A 23152-nucleotide genomic window follows, 5' to 3' on the forward strand; every position below is an offset into this window, starting at 1 on the left:
GCACTGACATCAAATGCCCACACTTATCGACTGTTAATTGTTAAAGAACTGTATTCGGTACTGCTTTCGCGCTATCGACAAAGCGTTGTGTTTGTCAGCTGCGAAGAAGGAAGAGTATGAAGCAATTTGCTACGTCCGTCAACTCCTTCTTTTTCTCGTCTCACTCGGCATTTGCATGCGTCGTTCAGCGAGGGGGCGAATTATAGCCAAGCAACAGCGTGTCCGCAAGAGCCATTTATGGCAAGACGAACGATTTCACCAAGGTCAGTTCGCCGGCGGCCCGCATCGGCACCTGGAAGCTCTGCAACTTTTCACGTGGCGTGCCTTCGTTGGTGATGACCGATATGCGGGCGACGGTCAGCATCGCGGTATTCTCGCCGCTGCCGTAGTAATTCACATAGACGTGATAATTGCCCTTCACGGGCGCCGCACTGGAGAAAATTTCCGGACCATAGCCGGTGGTCACGTCCACATCCAGCGCGCCGCCATCTTTCAAGACGCGATTGCCGTACCAGGCATGGCCACCGTCCGGCGTGACCACGTGCATATCGAGGTCGGTGCCGGCGCTGTCCCAGGACAGCACGATGCGCAAGCGCGCCTGGGTCTTGCCCTGGTAGCTGTCGACAAACTGGGTGCGCGCGCGGCTCCGGCCATCCGGCGAGCGCACTTCCACGCTGTTCGAGCCGCTGCCAAAGCCATACGGACGGCCATAGCTGCCATCCTCTCCCACTTCCATCGGCATCGCCACGCCATTGACCACCAAAGTAGCGGGCTTGCCCTTGACGGCGCCTGCGATGCGTCCCCGTATCTGCGCCGTCTCGGCCTGGCCCGGCTGCAGGTTGACCGACGCGGCGGGGTAGTTTACCGCTTGCGTGTATTGCTCGCTGGCGCCGGCCGAATTGCGCCAGCCGCTCCTGGGGGCGTCGATGGTGACCTGGGCCTGCGCCCAGATTGGCAATAGCATTAGCGGAATCGAGCAGCGGATATAAAAACTCACAGGGCCTCCAGGTTAAGGTCGACGAGCCGGCGGGCCAGCCGCTCGACATATTCTTCGTCCTGGCCGCGCGGATGGTTGCGCAGGCCAAGATGCAGGTATTCATGGGCCAAGGTAATGCGGTCTTCGCGCGTGGCCAGCGGCCGCATGAAGATGCGGTTACGCGACTGCTCTGAATACGGCGCGCCGCTCTGCAAGGCGCAGACCAGCGGCGCTTGCGACGGCGTCTCGTAACCGGCCTCGCGCAGCAGCACGCGCTGCCAGCGCGGCACGGACCGCGCCAGCCAGTCTTCGTTCTGCGCCAGGCGCCGGCAACGTGCGCCGGTATTGCCAAAGGTACTCAGCGCGCCACCAGGATACGCCGCCGCCAGCAATTCATCATAGTGCTTGCCTTGTCTGGCCTGCCGCACCGCCTCGCTCCACGCCATCGTCCCCTCGGACGGCTGGTTACTGTGATAGCGCACGGTGACGCCATCGACGATCAGCTGGTCGGTCCAGCGCGCAATCGCCAGCGCCGCCGGCGTGGCGGGGCTGGGACTGACACGCTGGGTCGCGCTGCTGTCGGCGATCTGCTGGCAGCCCGCCACCGTCACCGCGTTCTGCTGTAGATACGTGCGCGCGGCGATTGCCAGCGCCTTGGCCGCTTCCGGCTCGCCGGTGTTCGCTTCGCGGTCGAGCACGCGCGCCACATATTCATTGACGCCGAAGCGGCCGCGCAATTGCGGGCGGCCGCCCTTCTCCTGCAACAGCATCAGTTCACCGGTGCTGCGCAAGGCGAGGTTCTGACCATTCTCGAATTGCACATGGTAGCGGCCATTCAGCGGGCCAGCTGCGGCCACGCCACGCTCGCCGCGCACGGCGCGGATCGGATAGCGCTTGAAGTAATCGACGACCACGCAGCCGCCATCGTCGGCCGCGCCCACTTTCGGCAAGCTGGCGGCCAGCCTGGGTGCCCACTGTGCGAAGACATTGCTGCTGCCGCCCGCGCCGCCAAACCAGATCGGCGTGCCGTCGGCCAGCCAGCCGGCCGCGCCGCCGATACGCTCTTCTGCCTGACCCTTTTTCTGCTCGTGCCAGGAATACGTCTTTACGCGCAGCTGGCTGCCGAACCAGCGAGCCGTACCGGCGCCGCGTCCGTCGAGCACCACGCGCAGCAGCGCTGCCTCGGCATCCACGCGGCTGGCGGCCGGGATGCTGTCCAGCGCGCGCAGCAGGCTATCCAGGCGCACCGTGCGCGCCGGCGCCATCTGCGCGGGATCCGCCAGCCAGGCAAAGTCGCCTGCCGGCGCGCTCCCCAGACGGCCGGTCCAGTAGTTGCGCCACGGCGCTGCCGTGATCATCAAGCGCCTGGGCGAGAAAAATGGGCCGCAGGACTGCGCCAGCGCCGCGTCGTGACCGATGCTCTGGCCCGCATCGCAGCAATACACCTCTTCCGGATCGCGGCCGCCGCAGCGGTAATCCGGCATCGCTACCTTGTTATCCGTCGCATAGACATACACGAACAGCTTCCACAGGCTGGCCAGCGGTACTTGCCGCGCGCCGTCAAACGGCGGCGAGGGGGGCTGCGTGGCGCCGCCCTGGCGCAACTGCCGCACTTCCGTCTTGCCATCGCGCCACCAGGCCATGTCCAGCGATGCAGACCACGCAGGTACGGCCAGCAGCAGGGTTGCCGTCAATGCAGGAAGTGCCACGCGCATCACTCGACCTTCAGCGCGCGCGTGGTCTTGCCGCCGCCTTCGAAGGCTTTCTGCTCCGGCTGGTACATGCGGTAAAAGCGCGCAGGCGGCAGCACATAGCTGCCCTTCTGCGCAAAGCGCAGCAAATGGCGCACCGTCACGTCGCCGGCCAAAGGCTCGATGGGCACGGCATAGCCGTCGCGGCGTTCGGTGTGGCGCGCGCGTTCCAGCGCGGCCGGCTTGTCACCTGCCATGACCATGCCCCATGTAGTCGATTCGACCATGGCGCCAGGTGGCAGCGCCACTTCCAGCAAGCCAAAACGGTGCTTCGCTCCCGGTGCAGCCTTCAAGGTGATTTCATCGAGATACAGCGCGTCCGTGCTCAGCGCCTCGCCCGGCTTGACCAGCTCCGTCGTGTAGCCGCCCTTGCCCGCCTTCATGCGCAGGATGCGGCGCTCGACGGCAACCGGCAAGGTTTGTGCTTCGACGGCGTGGCTGTCGTACTGCAGCACGGCCACCGTGCCTGCGGGCGCCGGTGCAGCGAGACGCAGTTTGTCGGGCTGGCCCTTGGCGTCGCTCCAGCGCCAGACCGGCTGGCCGCTGCGGCTGTCGCGTTTTTGCCAGGCGCCGTCCAGCGTGACGGCCGCCCCCTTGCCGAACGATGCGCCGCCCAGCTTCTTTTGCACCCACATCAACGTCATCGCGCGGTCCAGGGTCGGCATCTCGGCGCGCACGCCAGCCAGCACCGCGTCGGCCTGCGATGGCGATACTTCGCCGGCCAGCATCAGCAAGGCTTGTGCCACCGGCGCTTTCGATTCGCGCAAGACTTGCCAGGCGCTGGCCACTTGCAGTTGCAGCCCATGCGGCAAGGCGATGCCATTCTGGCCGGCGACCAGCGCCACCAGGCCCAGCGACATCGCTTGCGCTTCGCGGTCAAGAGCCCCGCCCAGCAGCAGGCTGCTACTGTCGCCCGCCTGGCGCGGTTTACCGCCCAGGACAGCGATGGCGCTGTCGTCCACCAGGCCAGCTGCCAATGTCTGCGTGGGCAAGCCCATCTCGCGCGCCATCCACAGCACCAGCGCGCGGTCGCCCATCGCATCCTTCAAGCCATGTTCGCTGTAGACGGCCAGCAGCTTGTTCCAGTGCTCGGGCGACAGCTCGATGCGCAGCACGCGCGCCGCGTACCAGTCCGCATAATAAGCGTAGGCCGTCATCAAGGCATTGCCGGCCGTGGCGTTGCCCCACCAGCCGAAGACGGCGTTGGGGCCCGCCATGGACACCAGGCGCAGGCGCTGCGCCGTCAGCAGCGTTTGCAGACGCTCACCCGCCGCGCCGGCGTCCGGCCCCAGGCTTTGCGTGGCCAGCGCCAGCGGAATCAGGCGGCTCGCCGTCTGCTCCACGCAGCCATATGGATAGTCGATCAGGTCGTCGGCAATGCGCGCGAACTGGCTGGCGGCTCCTTGCGCGAACGAGACGCGGATATTGCGCGCGTCCGCCGGCAACTTGAGTGGAATATCACCGGCGGCGCCATCGAGCGGCAGCACCAGGGTGCGCGGGCTGCTCCAGGCGGCGGGCAAGGTTTGCATGGCCGTGTCCAGCGCGTCGACCAGCTTGTCGTTCTGTTTCAGCTCCAGGCGCAGCGGCCCGGTAGCGCCAGCAGCGAGCGGAAACTCGACGTAGTTGACGCCCGGTTTGGCGGACAGTTTTTCCGTCTTCGGCTGCGCACCGCCGGAGAGAACGACGTCAAGCGCCTGCTCCTTGCCAGTCTGGTTGAACACGGCCACCGAGGCACGCGGCGCATCGCCAGCGCGCATCCAGTCGGGCGCCGTCCACTTGGCATAGAAGTTTTTGTCCGAACGCAGATAGGCCGTGCGTTGGCCCACGCGCCCCTGCTCGTCCATCGCGCGGCCCGTAATCCTCCAGCGGGTCAGCGCGTCCGGCATGGAGAAACTCACGCGCGCATTGCCATTCGCGTCGGTCTTCAGCGATGGCGCCCAGTACGCCGTATCGATATTGTCGCGGCGCGGACGTTCGAGCACCTTGACGCCGCGCTCGTTGTAATTGTGGCGCGCGGGCGCACCGGCGGTGCGGCCCTGCGCCATATCGTAGCTGATGAAAGACAGGCTGGCCGTGGTGCGCACGTTGTTGCGGCGCGGATGGTAGAAGAAGTCGCCGATGTCCGGCGCGATTTCCGGCTGCAGCACATAAATCATTTCATCGACCACGCCCAGCGCCACCATGGTGCTCAACGGCTTGCCGTCGAGGGTGGCCTTGACGTCCAGGGTCACCTTCTCGCCGGGCTGATATACCTCCTTGTCGCTCTTGAACTGCAGCGCGATGCGCGGCTCGATCACTTGCAGGCCCGCATTCTCGAAGACGAAATCGCCATGGCGCGTGTACGCCACCGAAAACGTCATGTTCGGGCCATGCTCCTCCCTGACGGGAATGCGCACGCGCCACTGCCGCGGCGCCACGCGCTTCGCCTGGTACCAGTCCGCGGCGCCGGCCATCAAGCCATGGTGCTCCACCTTGTCGCGTTCGAGCGTCAACAGCGCTTGGTCGACCTTGTCCGAGAACGTGATCAAGGCTTCGGCGGTGTCGCCCGGACGATAGCGGGCGCGGTCCAGCACGATCTCGATGCTGCCCGGCGTCGTTTGCACGCCATCGCCGGCGACCCAGTGGCTGGCGGCGGCCAGCAGGTTGCCCCGTTCGTCGCGCAGCGCCAGCTGATACGAACCCGAAGCGGGGAATGTCACGTCCCAGCCCTTGGCGTTTGGATCGAATGCGCCCTCGGTCTTGCTTTGTTTTTCCAGCTGCACCATCTCCCAGCGCACGGGCTTGGCCGCGCCCTGGCCGTCGGCCAGCAAGTCGAAGTGCACGGACTGGCCCGGATCGGAAAACTGGCGCGCGGCCTTCAACTGGTAGCTGCTGCTCGAACGCTCGATCATCAGCTCGCGCGTCGCCTTGACGCGGTAGGCCGCGCCATCGGTCGCCAGCACGGTCAATATATAGCGCGACGGGTCGGCGGCGGGCGGCAAGGTGAAGTCCACATTGCCGCTGCCGTCGCTCGTCACCTCTTCGGTTTTCAAGGCCACGGGGAACAGGCCGCTGTAACGCAACTCACCCTCGACCATGGTGTTTTGCTGACCGCGCAGCGACAGGGTCATCTTCGCGTTTTTCACCGGCTTGCCATCGGGGTAGCGCAGCGCGATGCTGCCCTTGACCGCCTCGCCCGTCTTGAATTCCGGTTTCGCTGGCTGGACGTTGATTTCAAAGTGCGGCTTGATGTATTCGGCCACGCGGAAGGCCGCGCCATATGCGCCATCCTTGTAATTGAAGCGCAGTTCATAGCCGCCGGCGGTGGCTTCCGTCGGCAGGCGGAAGCGCGTGTCGGCGCCCGTGTCGCCGGACAGCTGCAGCGTTTGTGTCAGCAGCGGCGTGCCGTTCGGATTGAGCACGGTCAAGCTTAGCGGTGCGCTGGCCGCCGCCTGCGAATTGCGCGCCGACGTGAATTCGCGGCCCACAAACTTGACGTTGACCTCGTCGCCTGGCCGGTAAAGGGGCCGGTCCGTCACCGCATAAATCTTGGTGTTATAGATTTCGCTGTCATAGTAAAAATTCTCGGACACGAACACGCCGCCGGCGCGGTCCTGGCCCAGCACATACGTGTGTTCGGGGCTGCCGCGCTCGAGCGATGCGACACCGTCGGCGCCCGTGGTGGCCGACTGCAGCACACCGGTGCCGTCGGTCCACGCCACGCTGGCGCCGGCCACGGCGGCGCTGTTGTCGCGCCGCGCCGTCCACACCAGCATCTGGCCGGACGATACCTTGGTGACGGCCACCGTATCCGACACGAACACCAGGGTGGTGGCGCGGTGTTCACCGATGATCGCTTCGATCAGGTACAAGCCAGGCTGGCGTTTGCCCAGCGGGATCATCACGTTGCCGGCACCGGCGACGATGAAATCGCTGCTCGATCCATCGAGCTTGACGCCTTTCGGCGGTGTGATGGCCTTGGCTTGCCAGATCGGATAGCGGAAGCTGTCGACCAGCTCCATGCCCTTGATCGGCTTGTATTGCGGATGGTTGGCGAACACAGTGCGCCGGCGGATCGCGTCATTCGTCGCCAATTGCGGCTGCTCCTTCGTTACCGCAAGGCGCGCCTCGCCGGAAAACAGCTTGCGCCAGGCCAGGCGCGACTGCTTCCACCAGCTATCCCACAGAAAGCTCAAGGTGTTGGCCAGGCCCTCGCCCTGGTAATTGCCCTCCACCTGGATGCGGTGCAGATTGCGCTGCTTTTTCAGGAATTCCATCGGTTCGGGCACGCGGTAGACGACGATGTCGGCGCCCGAATACGCTTCCAGGTTCATGCGCCCCATGTCGCGCCCCGGCACTTCCAGGCGCACGCACGCTTCATCAAGACTGCCGTAGCTGGCGTCCGACAGCAGAAAGAAGGGTTCGCCCTTGAAGGTGGCGTAGTTGCTCGGTTCGCGTTCCTGCGCCGAGGCGCCGCCAATGAGGACCAACGCCAGCAGGCTGGAAAATAACAGCGTCATGAGAAGCTTCATGACAGGAACGCCAGCCGGAACACACCGGCGAAATTCGGATTGTTGACCACAGGTTGCCACCGCGTGTCCTTCCAGCTCGTAAGTTCTTTGATATCGACGGTCCGCAGACCATTGTCGTCGGGGGTGACGGTGCCGGTGTGGTAGGCGATGCGCGCCCCCATCCAGACCATCAGATGCTGTTCATCGCCCTGGTCGAAAAACAGCAGGTCGCCGGGCAGCGCCTGGCTGATTTCGCGGGCGATGAAACGGCTGTTGTGCTGCACCAGCGCCAGCGCCGTGACGAAATGGCCGACCTTGCCATCCGTCTGCACCCAGCGGTTGCGCAGGGCCGCCTGGGCCCCGCTCAATTCCAGCTCGGGCGGCAGGCGCCGGTCGCTGGCGATGCCGTTCGCGCGTAGCCACTTCGCATCATGCACGGTGAGCGCCTCATTGACGGCAAAGCGCACGAGGCCTGCGCAATCGCGGTGCGTCCAGCGCGGCGACGGCCCCCGTTCGATCTGCACATTGACAATGCGCAACATCCAGGCCTGGAAGGCGCGGCTCTGGGCTTGCGACAGCTGCACTTGCGGTTCGGCGGCCGCGCGCAGGGCCCACGCCCGGGGCACTGCCGCGGTGGCGGCACAAGCCGCGAGCCAGCGCAAGGTGGCGCGGCGCGCGTGCCGCACCGTCATCGCGCAGTCTCCTGCCATTCCAGCGCTTCCCATGCGGTGCCGCTGGCTGGCTGCCGCTTGAGCACCATGCGCAGCGGCGGATATTTTTTCAAGGCGTTCAGGCGCGGCACCAAGTGTTCGTTGGCGGCCGCGCGCAGTACCGGTTCGTTATTCGCCGGCAGGGTATCGAAGGCTTCCAGCTGGATCAGCCGGGCCAGCGACGCGGGCGCGATCAGGCCGATGGTGTGCGCGCCATCGGGCAGCAGGTCGCTGGCCGCCGGCGCCTGCTTGCGGCGCACGGCCAGCACCTGGTCCACCAGCTTGCCGTCGGCCGAGAAGACAACCGTATTGCCGGCCACAGCCAGCGCCGGCGTGGACTGGCCCAGGGCCGTGGCGACGCTGCGCTCCCAACGTACGAACCCACCTTTAGCATCCTTGCCGGTAGTCTTGCGCACGGGGTCCTTGCCGCCGATGGCCGCCTCGAACAGGCTGCCATATGCAGCGTCATCCCCGGCCTGCGCACTGCGCGTGGCGACAAACACCGGCGTATGCAGGCGCGACGTGCCGTACCAGCAGGCGGCGGCCGGCCCTTGCAAGTGCCCGGCCAGCGGCACCACCGGCTCGGAAGTCTTGCTCCCCAGGCGCTTGAGCACGGGTTGCAGCGCGGACCAGTCCACCGGCACGCTGAAGCAGGCGCTGGGACTGTGCGGCAGCACGGGCCACAGGGCGCTGCTGTCATAGCCGCCGTTTTTCAGCTTGTCGGCATTGAGCAGCACCTTGGACTGCCAGGCGCCCTGTTGAAAATCGAAGCGCAGCGCTTCGAGCGCGCCAAAGAAGGGCTGGTAGCCGAACGACAGGAAGTCCGCCTTGACGGCGATGCTGTGGCCCTCGGGCGCGGCGCCGTCGAGATGGAATTGCGCATGAAAGACGTTCTGTTTGGCCGCTTCCGGCGCCAGCAGGCTGGCCACGGTTTTCTCGGCCGTGCCATCGCCGCTCTTGCCGTCGCTGCCGCCATACAGCATGCCGGGATGGGACAGGATAACCAGGCGCTGGCCGTGCGCGGCAAACAGCAAGGTGCGCTGGTAGGCGTAATTGAGCGCATACACGGGCACCTGGCCGCCATCGACGCGCAAGCTGCCGGCCACGCGCATTTGCGTATCCTTCAAGGCGATCTTGCCCGCTTCCTCGAGCAGGCGCGTCAGCTGGTTGCGCGACACGGCGATGGCGAAATGCTTGAGCGAGCCGTCGGCGTCGCGCCACAGGGCCACTTCCGCGGGCTGATCCAGCACCATGCGCAGCAGCTGGTCGCCCCAGCCCAGTTCATGTTCGTAGGCGATGCGGCGCAGGCTGCCCTTGAGCCCCAGCCGGTCTTCGCTCTGCTCGTAATAGAACAGGAAATCCTCGCGCAGCACGTCGCGCGCCAGCGGCACCGTCAGCAAGTCGCGCGGCAAGGTCGACAGACTTTTCGTGCGGACCAGCGCGTCGGGCCTGGACAAGTCCAGCTTCAAGCCGTTGACCGGCCCCAGCATGCCCCAGCCGAAGACCCGGTAGCCGACCAGCGCGGCAGCCACCACGGCCACGCCAGCCAGCGCCCCGAGCAGAACTTTCTTATTGAGTACTTTTTTCGCCAGCACCGTATATCCCTTTTACCCGCCGTAGCATTGACAAGTTAGTAATTATTGACAAATGGTAACATGGCATTTGTGGCCGCAGCGCACAGCTGACGCGACAGCGTAAAATAGCGGTTTCGCCGTTTCAATCGCCTCCCATGACCATCCTGCTCTCCACCCTGAACGCCCGCTACACCCACGCCTCGCTGGGATTGCGCTATTTGCTGGCCAATATGGGGCCGCTGCAAGCGCAGACGCGGCTGCAGGAATTCGTCATCGGCACGAAAACCACGGAACTGGTCGAGCGCATCCTCGTCAACAAGCCGCGCATCATCGGTTTTGGCGTGTATATATGGAACGTCGAGGAAACGACGAAGCTGGTGGCCATGCTCAAGCGCGTGGCGCCCGAGGTCGTCATCGTGCTGGGCGGGCCGGAAGTGTCGCATGAGGCAGGCGAGCAAGAGATCGTCAAGCTGGCCGACTACCTGATCACGGGCTGGGGCGACGTCACCTTCCCCAAGCTGTGCGGCGAGATCCTCCACGGCCCCAAGCCGCTGATGAAGATCCACGCGGGCGTGCAGGCGCCGCTGGCGGAACTGCAGCTGCCCTACTCCTTGTATACGGACGACGATATCCGCCACCGCACGATCTACGTGGAAGCGTCGCGCGGCTGCCCGTTCAAATGCGAATTCTGTCTGTCCGCGCTGGACAAGACGGCCTGGCCCTTCGCCCTGGAAAATTTCCTGGCAGAAATGGAATCCCTGCATGCGCGCGGCGCCCGCCTGTTCAAGTTCGTCGACCGCACCTTCAACCTGAACATCAAGACCAGCCTGAAGATCATGCAGTTCTTCCTGGACAAGATCGAGGCGAATCCCAACGACCCGATCTACGCCCATTTCGAGCTGGTGCCCGACCACCTGCCCGATGCCTTGAAAGAAGGCATCAGCAAGTTCCCGCCCGGCGCGCTGCAGTTCGAGATCGGCATCCAGAGTTTCAATCCGGACGTGCAATCGCTGGTCAGCCGCAAGCAGGACAATCAAAAGGCGGCCGACAACATCCGCTGGCTATGCGAAGAATCGAACGCCCACTTGCACGTGGACTTGATCGCCGGCTTGCCGGGCGAGGATGAAGCGAGCTTTGCAGCCGGTTTCAACAAGCTGGTGGCCCTGAAACCGCATGAAATCCAGTTCGGCATATTAAAACGGCTGCGCGGCACGCCCATCATCCGCCATACGGAAAACTATGGCATGGTGTTCGACCCGCACCCGCCGTACACCATCCTGGCGAACAAACAGCTCGATTTCATGAGCATGCAGCGCCTCGTGCGCTTCGCCCGCTACTGGGACCTGGTGGCCAACTCGGGCCGCTTCGCCAATACGGTGCAATGGATGCTGGGCGATGCGCCGTTTGAAAACTTCATGGACTTTTCGAACTGGCTGTACGCCCACACGGATGCCACGCACCGCATCGCCATGGAACGCCTGGCCAAGCTGGTGGCGCAATGGCTGCAGACGCGCGGCATGAGCGCGCTTGAAGCCAATGCCCTCGTGGCCAGCGACTATGCGGGCGGCGCGCAGGCGGCCGCGCACGCCAAGCCAGCCGAAGTGAGTACTAGCAATGCCAAGGTGCGTCCGGACGTCGCCCTGCCGCAGCGGCAGGCGCGCCACCTGGCGTCCTGACAGGCCGGCGATTGAACAGCGGTGGCGGTCTGCGCCATTCTCCCTTAAACTGGCACGATGCCGACTGTACAATCGCCGAAACTGACCCTCTCCCAGACCAGCTCCCAACAGGGAGCCCTTGTCACTGCCAGCGGCACCTGGCAGGTGCACGCGCTGGCGCATGACAATGCGATCAAGGCCATCGAGGCCCAGCTCAAGCCCTTGCAGGGCGATGCGAAGGCGCAATGGGACCTGTCCGCCATCGACAGCATGGACCATATCGGCGCCCAGCTGTTCTGGAATGCCTGGGGCAAGCGGCGTCCCGCGCAACTGACCCTGGCGCCGTCGCAGGAAGAGTTTTTCCGGCGCATCGAGGAAACGGGGCCACTGGAAACGCCGCCCTCGCGCGCCAACCGCCTCACGCCCGTGATGAAGCTGGGCATGGCTATTTTGCTGTTTTTCCAACATTTAAAGGGTTTTATCGCCCTCGTGGGCCAGGTGACGCAGGATATCGGCCGCTTTGCGCGCCATCCCATGCGCGGGCCGTGGCGCGAAATTTCCGCCAATATCTTCCATGCGGGCTTCCAGGCGCTGGGCATCACGGCCCTCGTCGGCTTCCTGATCGGTGTCGTGCTGTCCTATCTGTCCGCGCAGCAACTGCGCGCCTTTGGCGGCGACATTTACCTGGTCAACCTGCTGGGCATGAGCGTCATCCGCGAACTGGGGCCATTGTTGGCCGCCATCCTCGTGGCGGGCCGCTCGGGCTCCTCCATCACGGCCCAGCTGGGCGTCATGCGCGTCACGGAAGAGCTCGACGCCATGCTGGTGATGGGCATTTCGCACGGTTTCCGCCTGATCATGCCGAAAGTGCTGGCCCTGGCCATTTCCATGCCCCTGCTCGTCATCTGGACGGACACGGCCGCGCTGATCGGCGGCATGGTGGCGGCCAAGGTGGAACTGAACCTGTCGGCGCGCTACTTCATCCAGAAGCTGCCGGATGCCGTGCCGCTGGCCAACTACATGATCGGCCTGGGCAAGGGCGTGATTTTCGGCATGCTGATCGCGCTCGTCTCGTGCCATTTCGGCCTGCGCATCAAGGCCAACACGGAAAGCCTGGGGCGCGGCACCACCACTGCCGTCGTCACGGCCATCACGGTCGTGATCCTGGCCGACGCCGTGTTCGCCATCGTCTTCAATGGAGTGGGCTACTGATGGCGGACGACACCAATATCGCCTGTGGCACGGGCAAGGAAGGCCAGTTCAACCTGCATGGCGACGCGCCCGTGGTGGAAATCACCAATCTGTGGACCAAGTTCGGCCGCACCGTCGTGCACCAGGACTTGAACCTGGAAATCGAACGGGGCGAGATCCTTTCCATCGTGGGCGGCTCCGGCACGGGCAAGACGGTGCTGCTGCGCCAGATGCTGGGCCTGGAACATCCGGCGCGCGGATGCGTCAAAGTCTTTGGCGAAGATATCAACCAGGCAAGTTCCGACCAGCTGCAGCAATTGCGCAACCACTGGGGCATGCTGTTCCAGCAAGGCGCCCTGTATTCGGCCCTGACCGTGTTCGACAATGTGGCCCAGCCCATGCGCGAATTGCGCGTGCTGCCCGAGGCGCTGGTGTACGACGCGGTACTATTGAAGATGAATATGGTGGGCCTGGGTCCGGAACATGCGCTGAAAATGCCGTCGGACTTGTCGGGCGGCATGATCAAGCGCGTGGCCCTGGCGCGCGCCCTGGCGCTGGAACCAAAGCTGCTGTTCCTCGACGAGCCGACGGCCGGCCTGGATCCGGACCTGTCGGAAAGTTTCGTGTCCCTGATCCAGTCGCTGCACCGCGAACTGGGCTTGACGGTGGTGATGGTCACGCATGACCTCGACACTTTGTTCGCCCTGTCCACGCGCATCGCCGTGCTGGCGGAAAAACACGTGATCGCCATCGGCCCCACGCGCGAAGTGATCGAAGTCGACCACCCGTTCATCAAGCAATTTTTCCTCGGCGACCGCGGCAAGCGCGCGCTGGCCGTCCTCGACGAGAAACAGGCGGCCGGCAAGGCGGCGCAGCCGGGCGACGACGCCGGCACAGACAAGAAAGCGGAGAAGTAATGGAAAACAGATCACATGCCCTGATGACGGGATTTTTTACACTCACCCTGCTGGTGGCCGCCATCCTGTTCGGCGTCTGGTTCAACCGCGACCGCGTGGAACGGGTGCCGTACCTGCTCGCCACCACCCTGTCCGTGCCGGGCCTCAATCCGCAGGCGACCGTGCGCTACCGGGGCCTGGAAGTGGGCAAGGTGGACGCCATCGACTTCGACACGCAAAAAGCGGGGCAAATCCTCGTGCACATCAGCGTGGCGCCGGACACCCCCGTCACGAATACCACCTTTGCCACCCTGGGCTACCAGGGCGTGACGGGTATCGCCTACATCCAGCTCGACGACGAGCACGTGGGCTCGACACTGCTGGGCACCAGCAAGGACAAGCCCTCGCTGATCCCCCTGCGCGCCGGCTTGCTCGACCAGTTGGAAAAACGGGGCAAGCGCATCCTCGACCAGGCCGAACAGATCACCAACAAGGTCAACAACCTGCTCAGCCCCGACAACCAGGCGGCCATGCTGGGCGCCTTCAACGAAGTGGGCAAGGCGGCCAAGGCCTTCGGCGCCATTCCGCAGCAGCTGGAACCGACCTTGACGCAATTGCCGCAGTTGACGGAACAAACGCGCCAAACCTTGACGGCCGTCAGTACGGCCAGCAAGAACGTGTCGGACTTGACAGCCACGTGGAAAAAGCTGGGCAACGATATCCAGGCGCCCGGCGGCGTGCTCGAGAAGGTCAATGGCACGGTCGACCGGGTCGGCAATTCCGTGGAAACGGTGGCGAATGGCGTATCGCTGGAAGTCTTGCCGCAGGTAATCGAGCTGAGCGGCGAGGCGCGTTCCTCGATGCGCGCCTTGAAAACCACCATGAGCACGCTCAATGAACAGCCGCAGAGCATCTTGTTCGGCGCCCCAGACATTCCGCCCGGCCCGGGCGAGCCCGGTTTTTCGGCACCGGGCAAATAAGGAGATTGCACGATGAACTTCCCCCGCTTTTCCCCTGTCAGCGTGCTGGCCCTGGCCACGGCATTGTTGCTCGGCGGCTGCGCCAGCCGCGGCCCTGTCCCCACTTTCTATGATTTCGGCCCGGCCGCGCCGCCGGCAGCCGCGCAACCGGCGGCGCCCGCCGTGCCCGTGCTGGTGATCGCCGACGCCAACGGCCCGTCCTGGCTGGACAGCCAGCGCATGTATTACCGATTGCTGTACGCCGACGCGCAGCAATCGCGGCCCTACGCCTACAACCGCTGGAACACGCCGCCGCTGCAATTGCTGAGCCAGCGCCTGAAGACGCGCGTGGCACAAAGCGGCGTAAAAGTGCTGTCGACCACGGATGCGGCGGCCGGCATGCCCCTGCTGCGCATCGACGTCGATGATTTTTCGCAAGCTTTCGATACGCAAACGCAGAGCAGCGGCCACGTGTCGCTGCGCGCCTCGCTGTTTCGCGGCCACCGCCTGATCGACCAGAAAACCTTCAGCCGCAGCGGCCCGGCAAGCAGCGCCGACGCGCAAGGGGGCGCGCAGGCGCTGGCGGCGGCCTCGGACGCCATCGCCGCCGACCTGCTGACCTGGCTGGGCACGCTGACCATCCCGAAAGAATGACGGCGCCAGCTTCCCCCGCCAGTCCGGCGGCACCACTGCCGCCCGTCCGCTCCTCGCCCGTGTCGCGCGCGACCCTGCTCGCCTACGTCTTCCTGATCGTGTACGCCAGCTGGTTTCCATTCACGGGCTGGCACAGCAATGGCTTGTCGCCGCTGACGTTCCTGGAAAACACGCGCATGCCCCGTTACTGGACGGGCTTCGACGTGGGCATCAACGTCGTCGGCTACATCCCGCTGGGCGCCTTGATCGTGTATTCGCTGTTTCCAAGGATCACAGGTTTCTTTGCCGTCATCGTCGCCAGCCTGTGCGGCGTGTTGATTTCCGGCAGCATGGAAGCCGTGCAAACCTATCTGCCCAGCCGCGTTTCGTCGAACCTGGACTTTTATACGAACTCGGCCGGCTGCTTCATCGGTTCCCTCATCGGCGCCTTGACGGCGCGCAAGCTGCTCGACCATAGCCATTTGTACCGCTTGCGTCAGCGCTGGTTTGCCCAGCACGCCAGCCAGGGCCTGGTGCTGGTGGCCCTGTGGCCGCTGGCGCAGATCTATCCGCAAGGCTATCTGTTCGGCCTGGGCCAGCTGCTGCCCATCCTGTCGGACTGGCTGTCGCGCCTGGCGGGCATGGAGATCGACCTGGCCACCTACCTGCGCCCCGACGTAATCTTAACGGTCGAGCAATATTGGCTTTCAGAAACCATTATCACGGCCTGCGGCATGACGGGCGCCGTGCTCACCTTGCTGTGCCTGCTGCGCCGCGCCGCGCCCCGCGCCGTGCTGATGCTGATCCTCATCGCCGCCGCCCTGACCGTGCGCTCGATGGCCAGCGCGCTGCTGTTTTCGCCGGAAAACGCCTTCGTCTGGATCACGCCGGGCGCCCAGGGCGGTTTCCTGATCGGCCTGATCATGCTGGGCGGCCTGGCGTTCGCGCCGCACGTGGCGCAACGCCGCATCGCGGCCGCCACCTTGCTGTTGAGCCTGGTAATGGTGAATACGACGCCGATCAACCCGTATTTCATGTCGACCTTGCAAGGTTGGGTGCAAGGCAAGTTCCTCAACTTCAATGGCGCGGCGCAATTCCTCGCCTTGCTGTGGCCCTTCATGGCCCTGTGGTTCCTGTGCCTGCCCTCGCACCGCCTGAACCGGCAGGAAGACGCGCAGCGCCAGCGTCGCGAAGACCACCCATAAGCGTTATCATGGCGCATTGATGAATCAGCAGGAGAATAGTATGAGCGACGCACCGTATTTTGAACGCCACGTTTTTTTCTGCATGAATAAACGTGAAGACGGCCGCAACAGCTGCGGCGACCATGGCGCGGAAGCGGCGCAAAAGCATTGCAAGCGCCGCATCAAGGAGCTCGACATGAATGGCGCAGGCAAGATCCGCATCAACCAGGCCGGCTGCATGGACCGCTGCGAAGAAGGCCCGCTGCTGGTGATCTACCCGGAAGCGACCTGGTACACCTATGTCGACACCAGCGATATCGATGAAATCATCGATACGCACCTGGTGGGCGGCAAAATTGTCGAACGCCTCAAGATTTAATGCCAATTTAAGAGATACCCACCAGTATGAGCATCATGAACAGAAACTCGGAAAAATTTACCCTCGCCGGCCATGCAGGCAGCATGGAAGGCTTGCTCGATTTCCCGGCAGACACTCCGCGCGGCATCGCCCTCGTTGCCCACCCGCACCCGCTGTACGGCGGCACGATGGATAACAAGGTCACGCAAACCCTGGCGCGCGCGTTTGTCGCGCTCGGTTACGTGGTGGCGCGCATCAACTTCCGCGGCGTCGGCGCGTCCGAAGGCGTGCACGACCATGGCGTGGGCGAGACGGACGACATGCAATTGCTGTATGAACACATGCGCAGCCTGTATCCGGGCTTGCCCGTGGCCTTGTCCGGTTTCTCGTTCGGCACCTTCGTGCAATCGAAACTGCAGGAACGCCTGGCCGCCGCCGGCACGCCCGCCGAGCGCCTGGCGCTGATCGGCAGCGCGGCCGGCAAGTGGGCCATGGCGGACATTCCCGCCGACACCATCCTGATCCACGGCGAACTGGACGACACGATTCCCCTGTCCGCCGTCTTCGACTGGGCCCGTCCACAAGACATTCCCGTGATCGTGATCCCCGGCGCCGACCATTTTTTCCACCGCAAGCTCAATCACATCAAGAACCTCGTGATTGCCCTGTGGCATGGTGACAAACCCGCAATAGCAGCAGATGATCATTGAAGTGTGGGCTTACTAGCGCCTCCACGGCTATAATTGATCCGTTTTTTCCACGCGGCCATGCAGGTAGCAACAGCATGGCCCTCAGCCTTCATCTTTTTCTCGCAGACCAGCCCCATGAAAAAACTTTTAGCGGCACTGGCCTCCAGTGTATTGTTCTTTTCCGCCGCCTACGCCCAGAGCGTTCCAGCCCCGACCATCGCCGCCAAGTCCTGGCTGTTGCTTGACGCCACCAGTGGCCAGATCATTGCTTCGCAAGATCCGGACGCGCGCATCGAGCCGGCTTCGTTGACCAAGATCATGACGGCTTACCTGACGTTTGCCGCCATCCGCGAAAAGAAACTGGCGCTGGACCAAAAAGTGAATGTGTCCGTGCGTGCCTGGAAAGTCGATTCGAGCAGCTCGAAGATGTTCATCGACCCGGCCACGCCCGTGTCGATCGACGACTTGCTGCATGGCCTGATGATTCAATCGGGTAACGATGCCGCCGTGGCCCTGGCTGAAGCCGTTGCCGGCGATGAAGGCACCTTCGTCGTGCTGATGAACCGCGAAGCGCAACGCATGGGTCTGAAAAACACGCGTTTTGCCAATCCGCATGGCTTGCCTAGCCCAGATAACTATTCCACAGCACAAGACCTGTCCGTGCTGGCCAAGCGCGTGATCGCCGATTACCCGGAATTCTACAAAATCGATTCCGTGAAAAGCTTTACGTACAACAAGATCACCCAGCCTAACCGCAACCGCCTGCTGTGGCTGGACCCAACCGTGGACGGCATGAAGACGGGCCACACGGAAGCGGCCGGCTATTGCATGATCGCCTCGGCCCGCCGTCCAGGCGGCACGGGCGAGCGCCGCCTGATCTCCGTGGTGCTGGGCACCACGTCGGACCAGGCCCGCACGCAGGAAAGCCAGAAGCTGCTGAACTGGGGCTTCCAGAACTTCGATACGGTCAAGCTGTACTCGAAAGGCCAGGCCGTGGCCACGCCGGAAGTGTGGAAGGGCTCGAAAGGCACCGTGAAAATCGGTTTCGCCCGCGATGTGCTCGTCACCGTACCAAAAGGCACGGCTGCCAAGATGAAACCTGTGCTGGAACGCAAGGACCCGCTGGTCGCGCCACTGGCTGAAAACGCGCCTGTCGGCAAGCTGAAAATGATGGTCGACGACAAGGTCCTGCTGGAACTGCCGGTCGTTGCGCTGGAAACCATCAACCAGGCCACGATCTTCGGCCGCGCCTGGGATTCGATGCGCCTGTGGTTGAAATAAGCAGTTAGCGTTCCCCATAAAAAATGCCCGCAGATGCTGCGGGCATTTTTTTCGTCTTGCGTTACGTCAATTACTTCGCCGGCACATCCTTCAAGTGCGGCTTGCGCGCCACGGGCGGGAAGGTGCCGTGGCGGCCTGCGGCAAACGTCGCTTCCGTCTGCGATGGCTCCACCGGCACGGACACCTTGCGCACCTTGGCCACCTGCGCCGCCGTCACGGGCGTGCCGCGGTTGCCCCAGCTGGTCTGGATGAAGGTCACCACCTGGGCAGTCTGCTCATCGTTGAAGATGTCGGCATACGGCGCCATCGTCAGCGCCGACGGCGCCGTGCGCGTGGCGGGCACGGCGCCGCCCGACAGCACGATATTGATGGCAGACGTGGGATCGTTCGTCTGCAGCACGGCATTGCCGGCCAGCGCAGGGAAAGCCTTGTCGTAGCCCTTGCCGTCGGAACGGTGACAACCGGCGCAACGGTCCAGGTACAACTGCGCGCCCGTGGAATGGACGATGCCGCTGAACAATTGCTTGCCCAGCTTGTCGTCCGCCACGAAGGCGGGCGTGGCCGGATTCGCTGGCGGCAGGGATTTCAGGTATTTCGCCATCGCCGCCAGGTCGCCATCCGTCATGTGCTGCATGGAATGGGCCACCACGTCGTTCATGGCGCCGAACGAGGCCGTATGGCTGTTGCGGCCCGTCTTGAGGAATTCGGCGATCTCCGCCGCGCTCCAGCGCGCCAAACCGCCGCCGTGTTCATTGCGCAGCGAGGGCACGGACCAGCCGTCGATCACGCCGCCGCCCGCCAGGAAGGTGGTATTGCCCTCGTCCGTCAGCGACTTTTCCTGCATGCCCACGCCGCGCGCCGTATGGCAGGCGCCGCAGTGGCCCAGGCCCTGCACCAGGTAGGCGCCGCGCAGCAATTGCGCGTCGCCCGTGACCGGCGTTTTATACGGCTGCGGCGTGGGAGCGAAGGCCCAGCGCCAGATGGTCAAGGGGAAACGCATCGACAATGGCCACGGGATGTCGGCCGCCTTGTTCGGCGTCGGGTCCGCCTTCACGCCATGCATGAAATAGGCGTACAGCGCCTGCATGTCCGCCTCGCTCAGGCGCGAGTACGACGGATACGGCATGGCCGGATACACGGTATAGCCGTGCTTGGTCACGCCCGTGCGCATCAGCTTGTCGAAATCGGCAAAGCTCCAGTCGCCGATGCCGGCCTTCTTGTCCGGCGTGATGTTGGTGGAATACACCTTGCCGATCGGCGTTTCCATGCCCAGGCCACCCGCGAACGGATGGCCTTTCGTGCCGGCCGTATGACAGGCGATGCAATCGCCCGCGCGGGCCAGGTATTCGCCCTGGCGTATCAGCTGGGCGTTCGGAGTGGTGGCAGCGGCCGTGGTGGCGGACCAGGCAGTGCCGGAGGCGAGCGCCAGCAGCAGCGCGCCCACGGTATGGGTGAATGTGTTGTTCATCTTCTTGTTCTTTATCAAGCGACCAGGGGACGGGGATCTTTCAGGTATTGCTCGCGGATGGCCTTGGCCGACCAGTAGGTCAGCGCGCAAGCGAGACCCGTCGGGTTGTAGCCGATGCCGACCGGGAACACGCTGGAACCGACGGCAAACACGTTGTGCACGTCCCAGCTCTGCAGGTAGCGGTTGACGACGCTGGTCTTGCGGTCCGCGCCCATGGCCGTGCCGCCCGCCCAGTGGGTGGTCTGGTAATTGCGCAAGTCGAGGTGGTCGCCCACGTTCTTGACGGACACCTTGATAGCTTCCGGATTCATGGCCTCGGCCACCTTCATCATCTTGTCGGTGACGAAACGGCTCATCTTGATGTCGTTTTCCTTCCAGTCGAAGGTAAAGCGCAGCAATTGCTGGCCATACTTGTCAGTGTAGGTGGGGTCGAGGTCGACATAGCAGTCGCGATACGTCATGTTGGCGCCGTGGCAGTCGAACGATACCGTGTTCAAATAGCTCTTCTTGACGGCCTTTTTCCAGGCCGAACCCCAGGCGGGCGTGCCGTCCGGCGTGGCGATGCCGGAAATCGGCTTGGAGCCGGCCGGGTTGCACCAGGCGGGCGAGCCGCCCACAAAGCCCAGCGGGCCATGGTCGAAGTTGTCGCCATTCCAGTCGTCGAGCGCGACGCCGGTGCCGCCGGCGCCGATGAAGGGGTTCGTGTTCGTGTCTTCCTTAAAGAAGGTCTGGATGGTGGACATCATCTGGTAGGCGATGTTGCGTCCCACCACACCTTCATTGCTGACGGGGTCATATGGCTTGCCGATGCCCGACAACAGGAACAGGTGCGCATTGTTGTAGGCAAAGGCGCTGGCGATGACCAGGTCGGCCGGCTGCTCGACGGCCTTGCCGTCCGCATTGATGTAGGTCACGCCCGTCGCGCGTTTTTTGCTGCCGTCGAGGTTGATGCGCACGACGTTGCAGTTGGCGCGCAATTCGAAGTTGGCCACCATGCGCAGGGCCGGCATGATGTTGACGTTGGGCGAAGCCTTGGAATAGTTGTAGCAGGCGTAGCCGGAGCAGAAACCGCAGAAGTTGCACGGTCCCATCTGGCAGCCGTACGGGTTCGTGTACGGGCCGGAGGCGTTCGACGAAGCGTTGACGAACGGGTGGTAGCCGACGGCCTTGGCCGCGCGGCGGAACAGTTCGGCCGTGTACGGCACTTTTTGCGGCGCCAGCGCGTAATTGTCGGAGCGGTCGCCCTCGAACACATTGCCGTCGCCGACGACGATGCCGTTGACCTTATACGCCTGGCCCGAGGTGCCGAAAACTTTCTCCACAAAATCGAAGTGCGGCTCCAGCTCGGCGTAAGTCACGCCAAAGTCCTGGATCGTCATGCCTTCGGGGATGAATTTCTTGCCGTAACGACGTTCGTAATGGCTGCGGATCTGCAGCTCTTCCGGCAAGACGCGCCAGTGCATGCCCGACCAGTGCAAGCCCGCGCCGCCCACGCCCGTGCCGGGCTTGAAGGCGCCGATCTGGCGGTAGGGCACGGCCACGCCCGTGATGCTGTGGCGGAAGGTGAACGTGCTTTTCGACATGTCCTGGAACAGCTTGCTGCGCTGGATGTAGGTCAGCTCGTCGAGGGTCTTCGGATAGGCGCCGTCGGGATAGGTGTCGCGGTACTCGCCGCGTTCCAGCGCGACCACGTTCAGGCCCGCTTCCGTCAATTCCTTGGCCATGATGGCGCCGGTCCAGCCGAAGCCGACAATCACGGCATCGACAGGCTTCATTTTTACATCTGGTTTGATATCACTCATGATGGTTTTTCTTTTTCTTTGATCTGCTACAAAAAGTCTTATGCGATAGAAACAGGGGGCAGCGGGTATTTCTTGCCATACTGTTCGACCCAATCCATGTAGTCGGCGCGCGCGCCGGGGAAACCGACCATCTTCCAGGCCAGCATGTCCTTGTTGCCGCCGTGCACGGGATCGCAAAAGTAACCTTCGCGCGTGTTTTGCAGCAGCTGGTTGAAGAAGACTTTGGCGGGCACTTCGCCGATGTCCAACGTCCCCTTTTGCAATTGCGTGATGACGGCGTCGCGCTCGGCCCCGTTCAGCTGCACGAAAGGCTTGCCGGACTGTTTATGGACGGCTGCGTTGACGCCGGCCAGGGCGCTCTTGTACAGCTCGCGCGGCGCCATGTGGAACTGGTAGCCGAACTGTTCGATCGACGGCACGAACGGCCCTTGCATGTACCACAGCGCGCCATACGCGTAGGGCGTGTTCATCTGCGCATCGATGAATTCATGCGCGCCCGATTCCAGCGCGCCCGGCCCTTCGCCGTCGGCGGGGATCAGGCGGTCGACCAGCGCCGTCAGGGTGGCCCATTCGGTGGCGTCGAAAAAGCGCGGTTTGTAGGCAGGCTGGTCCTTGGAGACGGCCATGGCCAGGCCGCCGCCGGCGCCGGCCAGCAAGGCCACGGCAGGCGCGGCGCCGACGGCCTTGCGCAGGAAGTTACGCCGATGGGGCGAAATCCCGATGATTTTCATAGGTTTTCCTCAGGCGGCACGAGCCGCCACAGTGATGGATGTGGGAGTCAGAAAGAAAATGCGGACACGCGCCGCGGAGAGTGCAGATTTCACGTAGAGATGACTGGAGTATCGCGGCGCGGCGTACCTGCCTGTCGGTTAATTGATCAGGATGATTGACAAGCAGTTGCTTTGCATTTACGGTGCGCATCGTACCATAATTAAAAGAAACATTCAGAGACAGGTTAGACGTGATCAAAAAAGAGGCAGTGGCGCGTGGCCGCCCGCGCAAGGCGGGTGTGGAAGATGCGGTATTGGAAGCGATCGTCATGCTGGTGCGCCTGCATGGGCTCGACGCGGTGACGATACAGATGGTGGCCGACGCTGCCGGCGTGGGGCGCCAGACGATCTACCGGCGCTGGCCGCGCCGCGAAGACATGCTGCTCGACGCGCTCGTCAAGCGCACGGCGGAAAAGCTGCAGCGCGCGCTCGACATGCCGGACGGCCAGGAAATCGAGGCGATCTGCGCGCGCATCTTCGACAACCTGAACGCCGACGGCCGCTTCACCTGCGATTTATTGGTGCTGATCCACAACGATGCGGCGGCGCAACTGCGCTTTCGCGAGCAGATCGTCGCGCCGTGGATCAGCCTGGTGGTGCAGCGCCTGCTCAACATCGGCGTGCGCGCCGACCTCGACCTGCGCCTGTTCGCCTTCATGCTGCAATCGGCGCTCGTGTACCAGATGCAGCTGGGCGGCCAGCTCGATGCGGCCTTGCAGGAGCGGTGTTGCCGCTTTATCCGCAGCATGCTCTAGATTAGCTGGC

18 protein-coding genes are annotated in these 23152 nt (G+C 63.7%); 10 read left to right on the plus strand and 8 right to left on the minus strand.

The window, feature by feature from the left end:
• Positions 1 to 235: 235 nt before the first annotated feature.
• From OX459_RS24620 to OX459_RS24640, 5 genes are read right to left on the minus strand one after another with little or no spacing between them, the layout of a single operon-like run.
• Positions 236 to 964, minus strand: a complete 729-nt coding sequence (locus OX459_RS24620) for a DUF2135 domain-containing protein (protein ID WP_099666184.1) — start codon at positions 962 to 964, stop codon at positions 236 to 238.
• Between the two features lie 29 nt (positions 965 to 993).
• Positions 994 to 2685, minus strand: a complete 1692-nt coding sequence (locus OX459_RS24625) for a DUF2300 domain-containing protein (RefSeq protein ID WP_289906921.1) — start codon at positions 2683 to 2685, stop codon at positions 994 to 996.
• Positions 2686 to 2690: 5 nt separating this feature from the next.
• The gene (locus OX459_RS24630) at positions 2691 to 7226 is read right to left on the minus strand and encodes an alpha-2-macroglobulin (RefSeq protein WP_289906922.1); all 4536 of its coding nucleotides are present in this window, start codon (positions 7224 to 7226) and stop codon (positions 2691 to 2693) included.
• A gap of 8 nt (positions 7227 to 7234) precedes the next feature.
• Positions 7235 to 7909: a DUF1175 family protein gene (locus OX459_RS24635; protein ID WP_289906923.1), complete on the minus strand. Its 675-nt coding sequence runs from the start codon at positions 7907 to 7909 to the stop codon at positions 7235 to 7237.
• Positions 7906 to 9522, minus strand: coding sequence for a DUF2138 family protein (locus OX459_RS24640; RefSeq protein ID WP_289906924.1), 1617 nt, complete (start codon positions 9520 to 9522; stop codon positions 7906 to 7908). Before OX459_RS24640 ends, OX459_RS24635 begins: the two co-directional genes overlap by 4 nt.
• 134 nt (positions 9523 to 9656) lie before the next feature.
• On the opposite strand from OX459_RS24640, the gene OX459_RS24645 reads away from it, so the two are divergent.
• The 9 genes from OX459_RS24645 (at position 9657) to OX459_RS24685 (ending at position 18347) form a co-directional block, all read left to right on the plus strand.
• A complete protein-coding gene (locus OX459_RS24645) occupies positions 9657 to 11177 on the plus strand; it encodes a radical SAM protein (protein ID WP_289906925.1) in 1521 nt (506 codons plus the stop codon).
• Between the two features lie 57 nt (positions 11178 to 11234).
• Positions 11235 to 12368, plus strand: a complete 1134-nt coding sequence (locus OX459_RS24650; RefSeq protein WP_289906926.1) for an ABC transporter permease — start codon at positions 11235 to 11237, stop codon at positions 12366 to 12368.
• Positions 12368 to 13264, plus strand: a complete 897-nt coding sequence (locus OX459_RS24655; RefSeq protein WP_289906927.1) for an ATP-binding cassette domain-containing protein — start codon at positions 12368 to 12370, stop codon at positions 13262 to 13264. The genes OX459_RS24650 and OX459_RS24655 overlap by 1 nt, the downstream gene beginning before the upstream one ends.
• Positions 13264 to 14223 carry an MlaD family protein gene (locus OX459_RS24660; RefSeq protein ID WP_099666176.1) on the plus strand — a complete coding sequence of 320 codons (960 nt, stop codon included), beginning with the start codon at positions 13264 to 13266 and terminating at the stop codon, positions 14221 to 14223. The genes OX459_RS24655 and OX459_RS24660 overlap by 1 nt, the downstream gene beginning before the upstream one ends.
• A 12-nt stretch (positions 14224 to 14235) precedes the next feature.
• Complete coding sequence (locus OX459_RS24665; RefSeq protein ID WP_289906928.1) at positions 14236 to 14856, plus strand: ABC-type transport auxiliary lipoprotein family protein; 621 nt, start codon at positions 14236 to 14238, stop codon at positions 14854 to 14856.
• On the plus strand, positions 14853 to 16040 hold the full coding sequence (locus OX459_RS24670) for a VanZ family protein (protein WP_289906929.1): 1188 nt from the start codon (positions 14853 to 14855) through the stop codon (positions 16038 to 16040). The genes OX459_RS24665 and OX459_RS24670 overlap by 4 nt, the downstream gene beginning before the upstream one ends.
• A gap of 40 nt (positions 16041 to 16080) precedes the next feature.
• Positions 16081 to 16398, plus strand: coding sequence for a ferredoxin (locus tag OX459_RS24675; RefSeq protein WP_034781335.1), 318 nt, complete (start codon positions 16081 to 16083; stop codon positions 16396 to 16398).
• A 35-nt stretch (positions 16399 to 16433) separates the two neighbouring features.
• Positions 16434 to 17087 (plus strand): alpha/beta hydrolase, encoded by a 654-nt coding sequence (locus OX459_RS24680; protein ID WP_289906930.1) that lies wholly within the window; start codon positions 16434 to 16436, stop codon positions 17085 to 17087.
• Between the two features lie 114 nt (positions 17088 to 17201).
• Positions 17202 to 18347 (plus strand): D-alanyl-D-alanine carboxypeptidase family protein, encoded by a 1146-nt coding sequence (locus tag OX459_RS24685; protein WP_099668326.1) that lies wholly within the window; start codon positions 17202 to 17204, stop codon positions 18345 to 18347.
• Between the two features lie 70 nt (positions 18348 to 18417).
• Here the strand turns inward: OX459_RS24685 and OX459_RS24690 are convergent, their stop codons facing one another.
• From OX459_RS24690 to OX459_RS24700, 3 genes are read right to left on the minus strand one after another with little or no spacing between them, the layout of a single operon-like run.
• On the minus strand, positions 18418 to 19815 hold the full coding sequence (locus tag OX459_RS24690) for a cytochrome c (protein WP_289906931.1): 1398 nt from the start codon (positions 19813 to 19815) through the stop codon (positions 18418 to 18420).
• Positions 19816 to 19829: 14 nt separating this feature from the next.
• Positions 19830 to 21617 carry a GMC family oxidoreductase gene (locus OX459_RS24695; protein ID WP_257218818.1) on the minus strand — a complete coding sequence of 596 codons (1788 nt, stop codon included), beginning with the start codon at positions 21615 to 21617 and terminating at the stop codon, positions 19830 to 19832.
• A gap of 38 nt (positions 21618 to 21655) precedes the next feature.
• Positions 21656 to 22348 (minus strand): gluconate 2-dehydrogenase subunit 3 family protein, encoded by a 693-nt coding sequence (locus OX459_RS24700; RefSeq protein ID WP_289900485.1) that lies wholly within the window; start codon positions 22346 to 22348, stop codon positions 21656 to 21658.
• Between the two features lie 230 nt (positions 22349 to 22578).
• Here OX459_RS24700 and OX459_RS24705 point away from each other — a divergent pair, with 230 nt between their 5' ends.
• Positions 22579 to 23142, plus strand: coding sequence for a TetR/AcrR family transcriptional regulator (locus OX459_RS24705; protein WP_218965297.1), 564 nt, complete (start codon positions 22579 to 22581; stop codon positions 23140 to 23142).
• Positions 23143 to 23152 lie beyond the last annotated feature (10 nt).

The organism is Janthinobacterium sp. SUN026 (assembly GCF_030397625.1).
Classification (GTDB): domain Bacteria; phylum Pseudomonadota; class Gammaproteobacteria; order Burkholderiales; family Burkholderiaceae_D; genus Janthinobacterium; species Janthinobacterium kumbetense.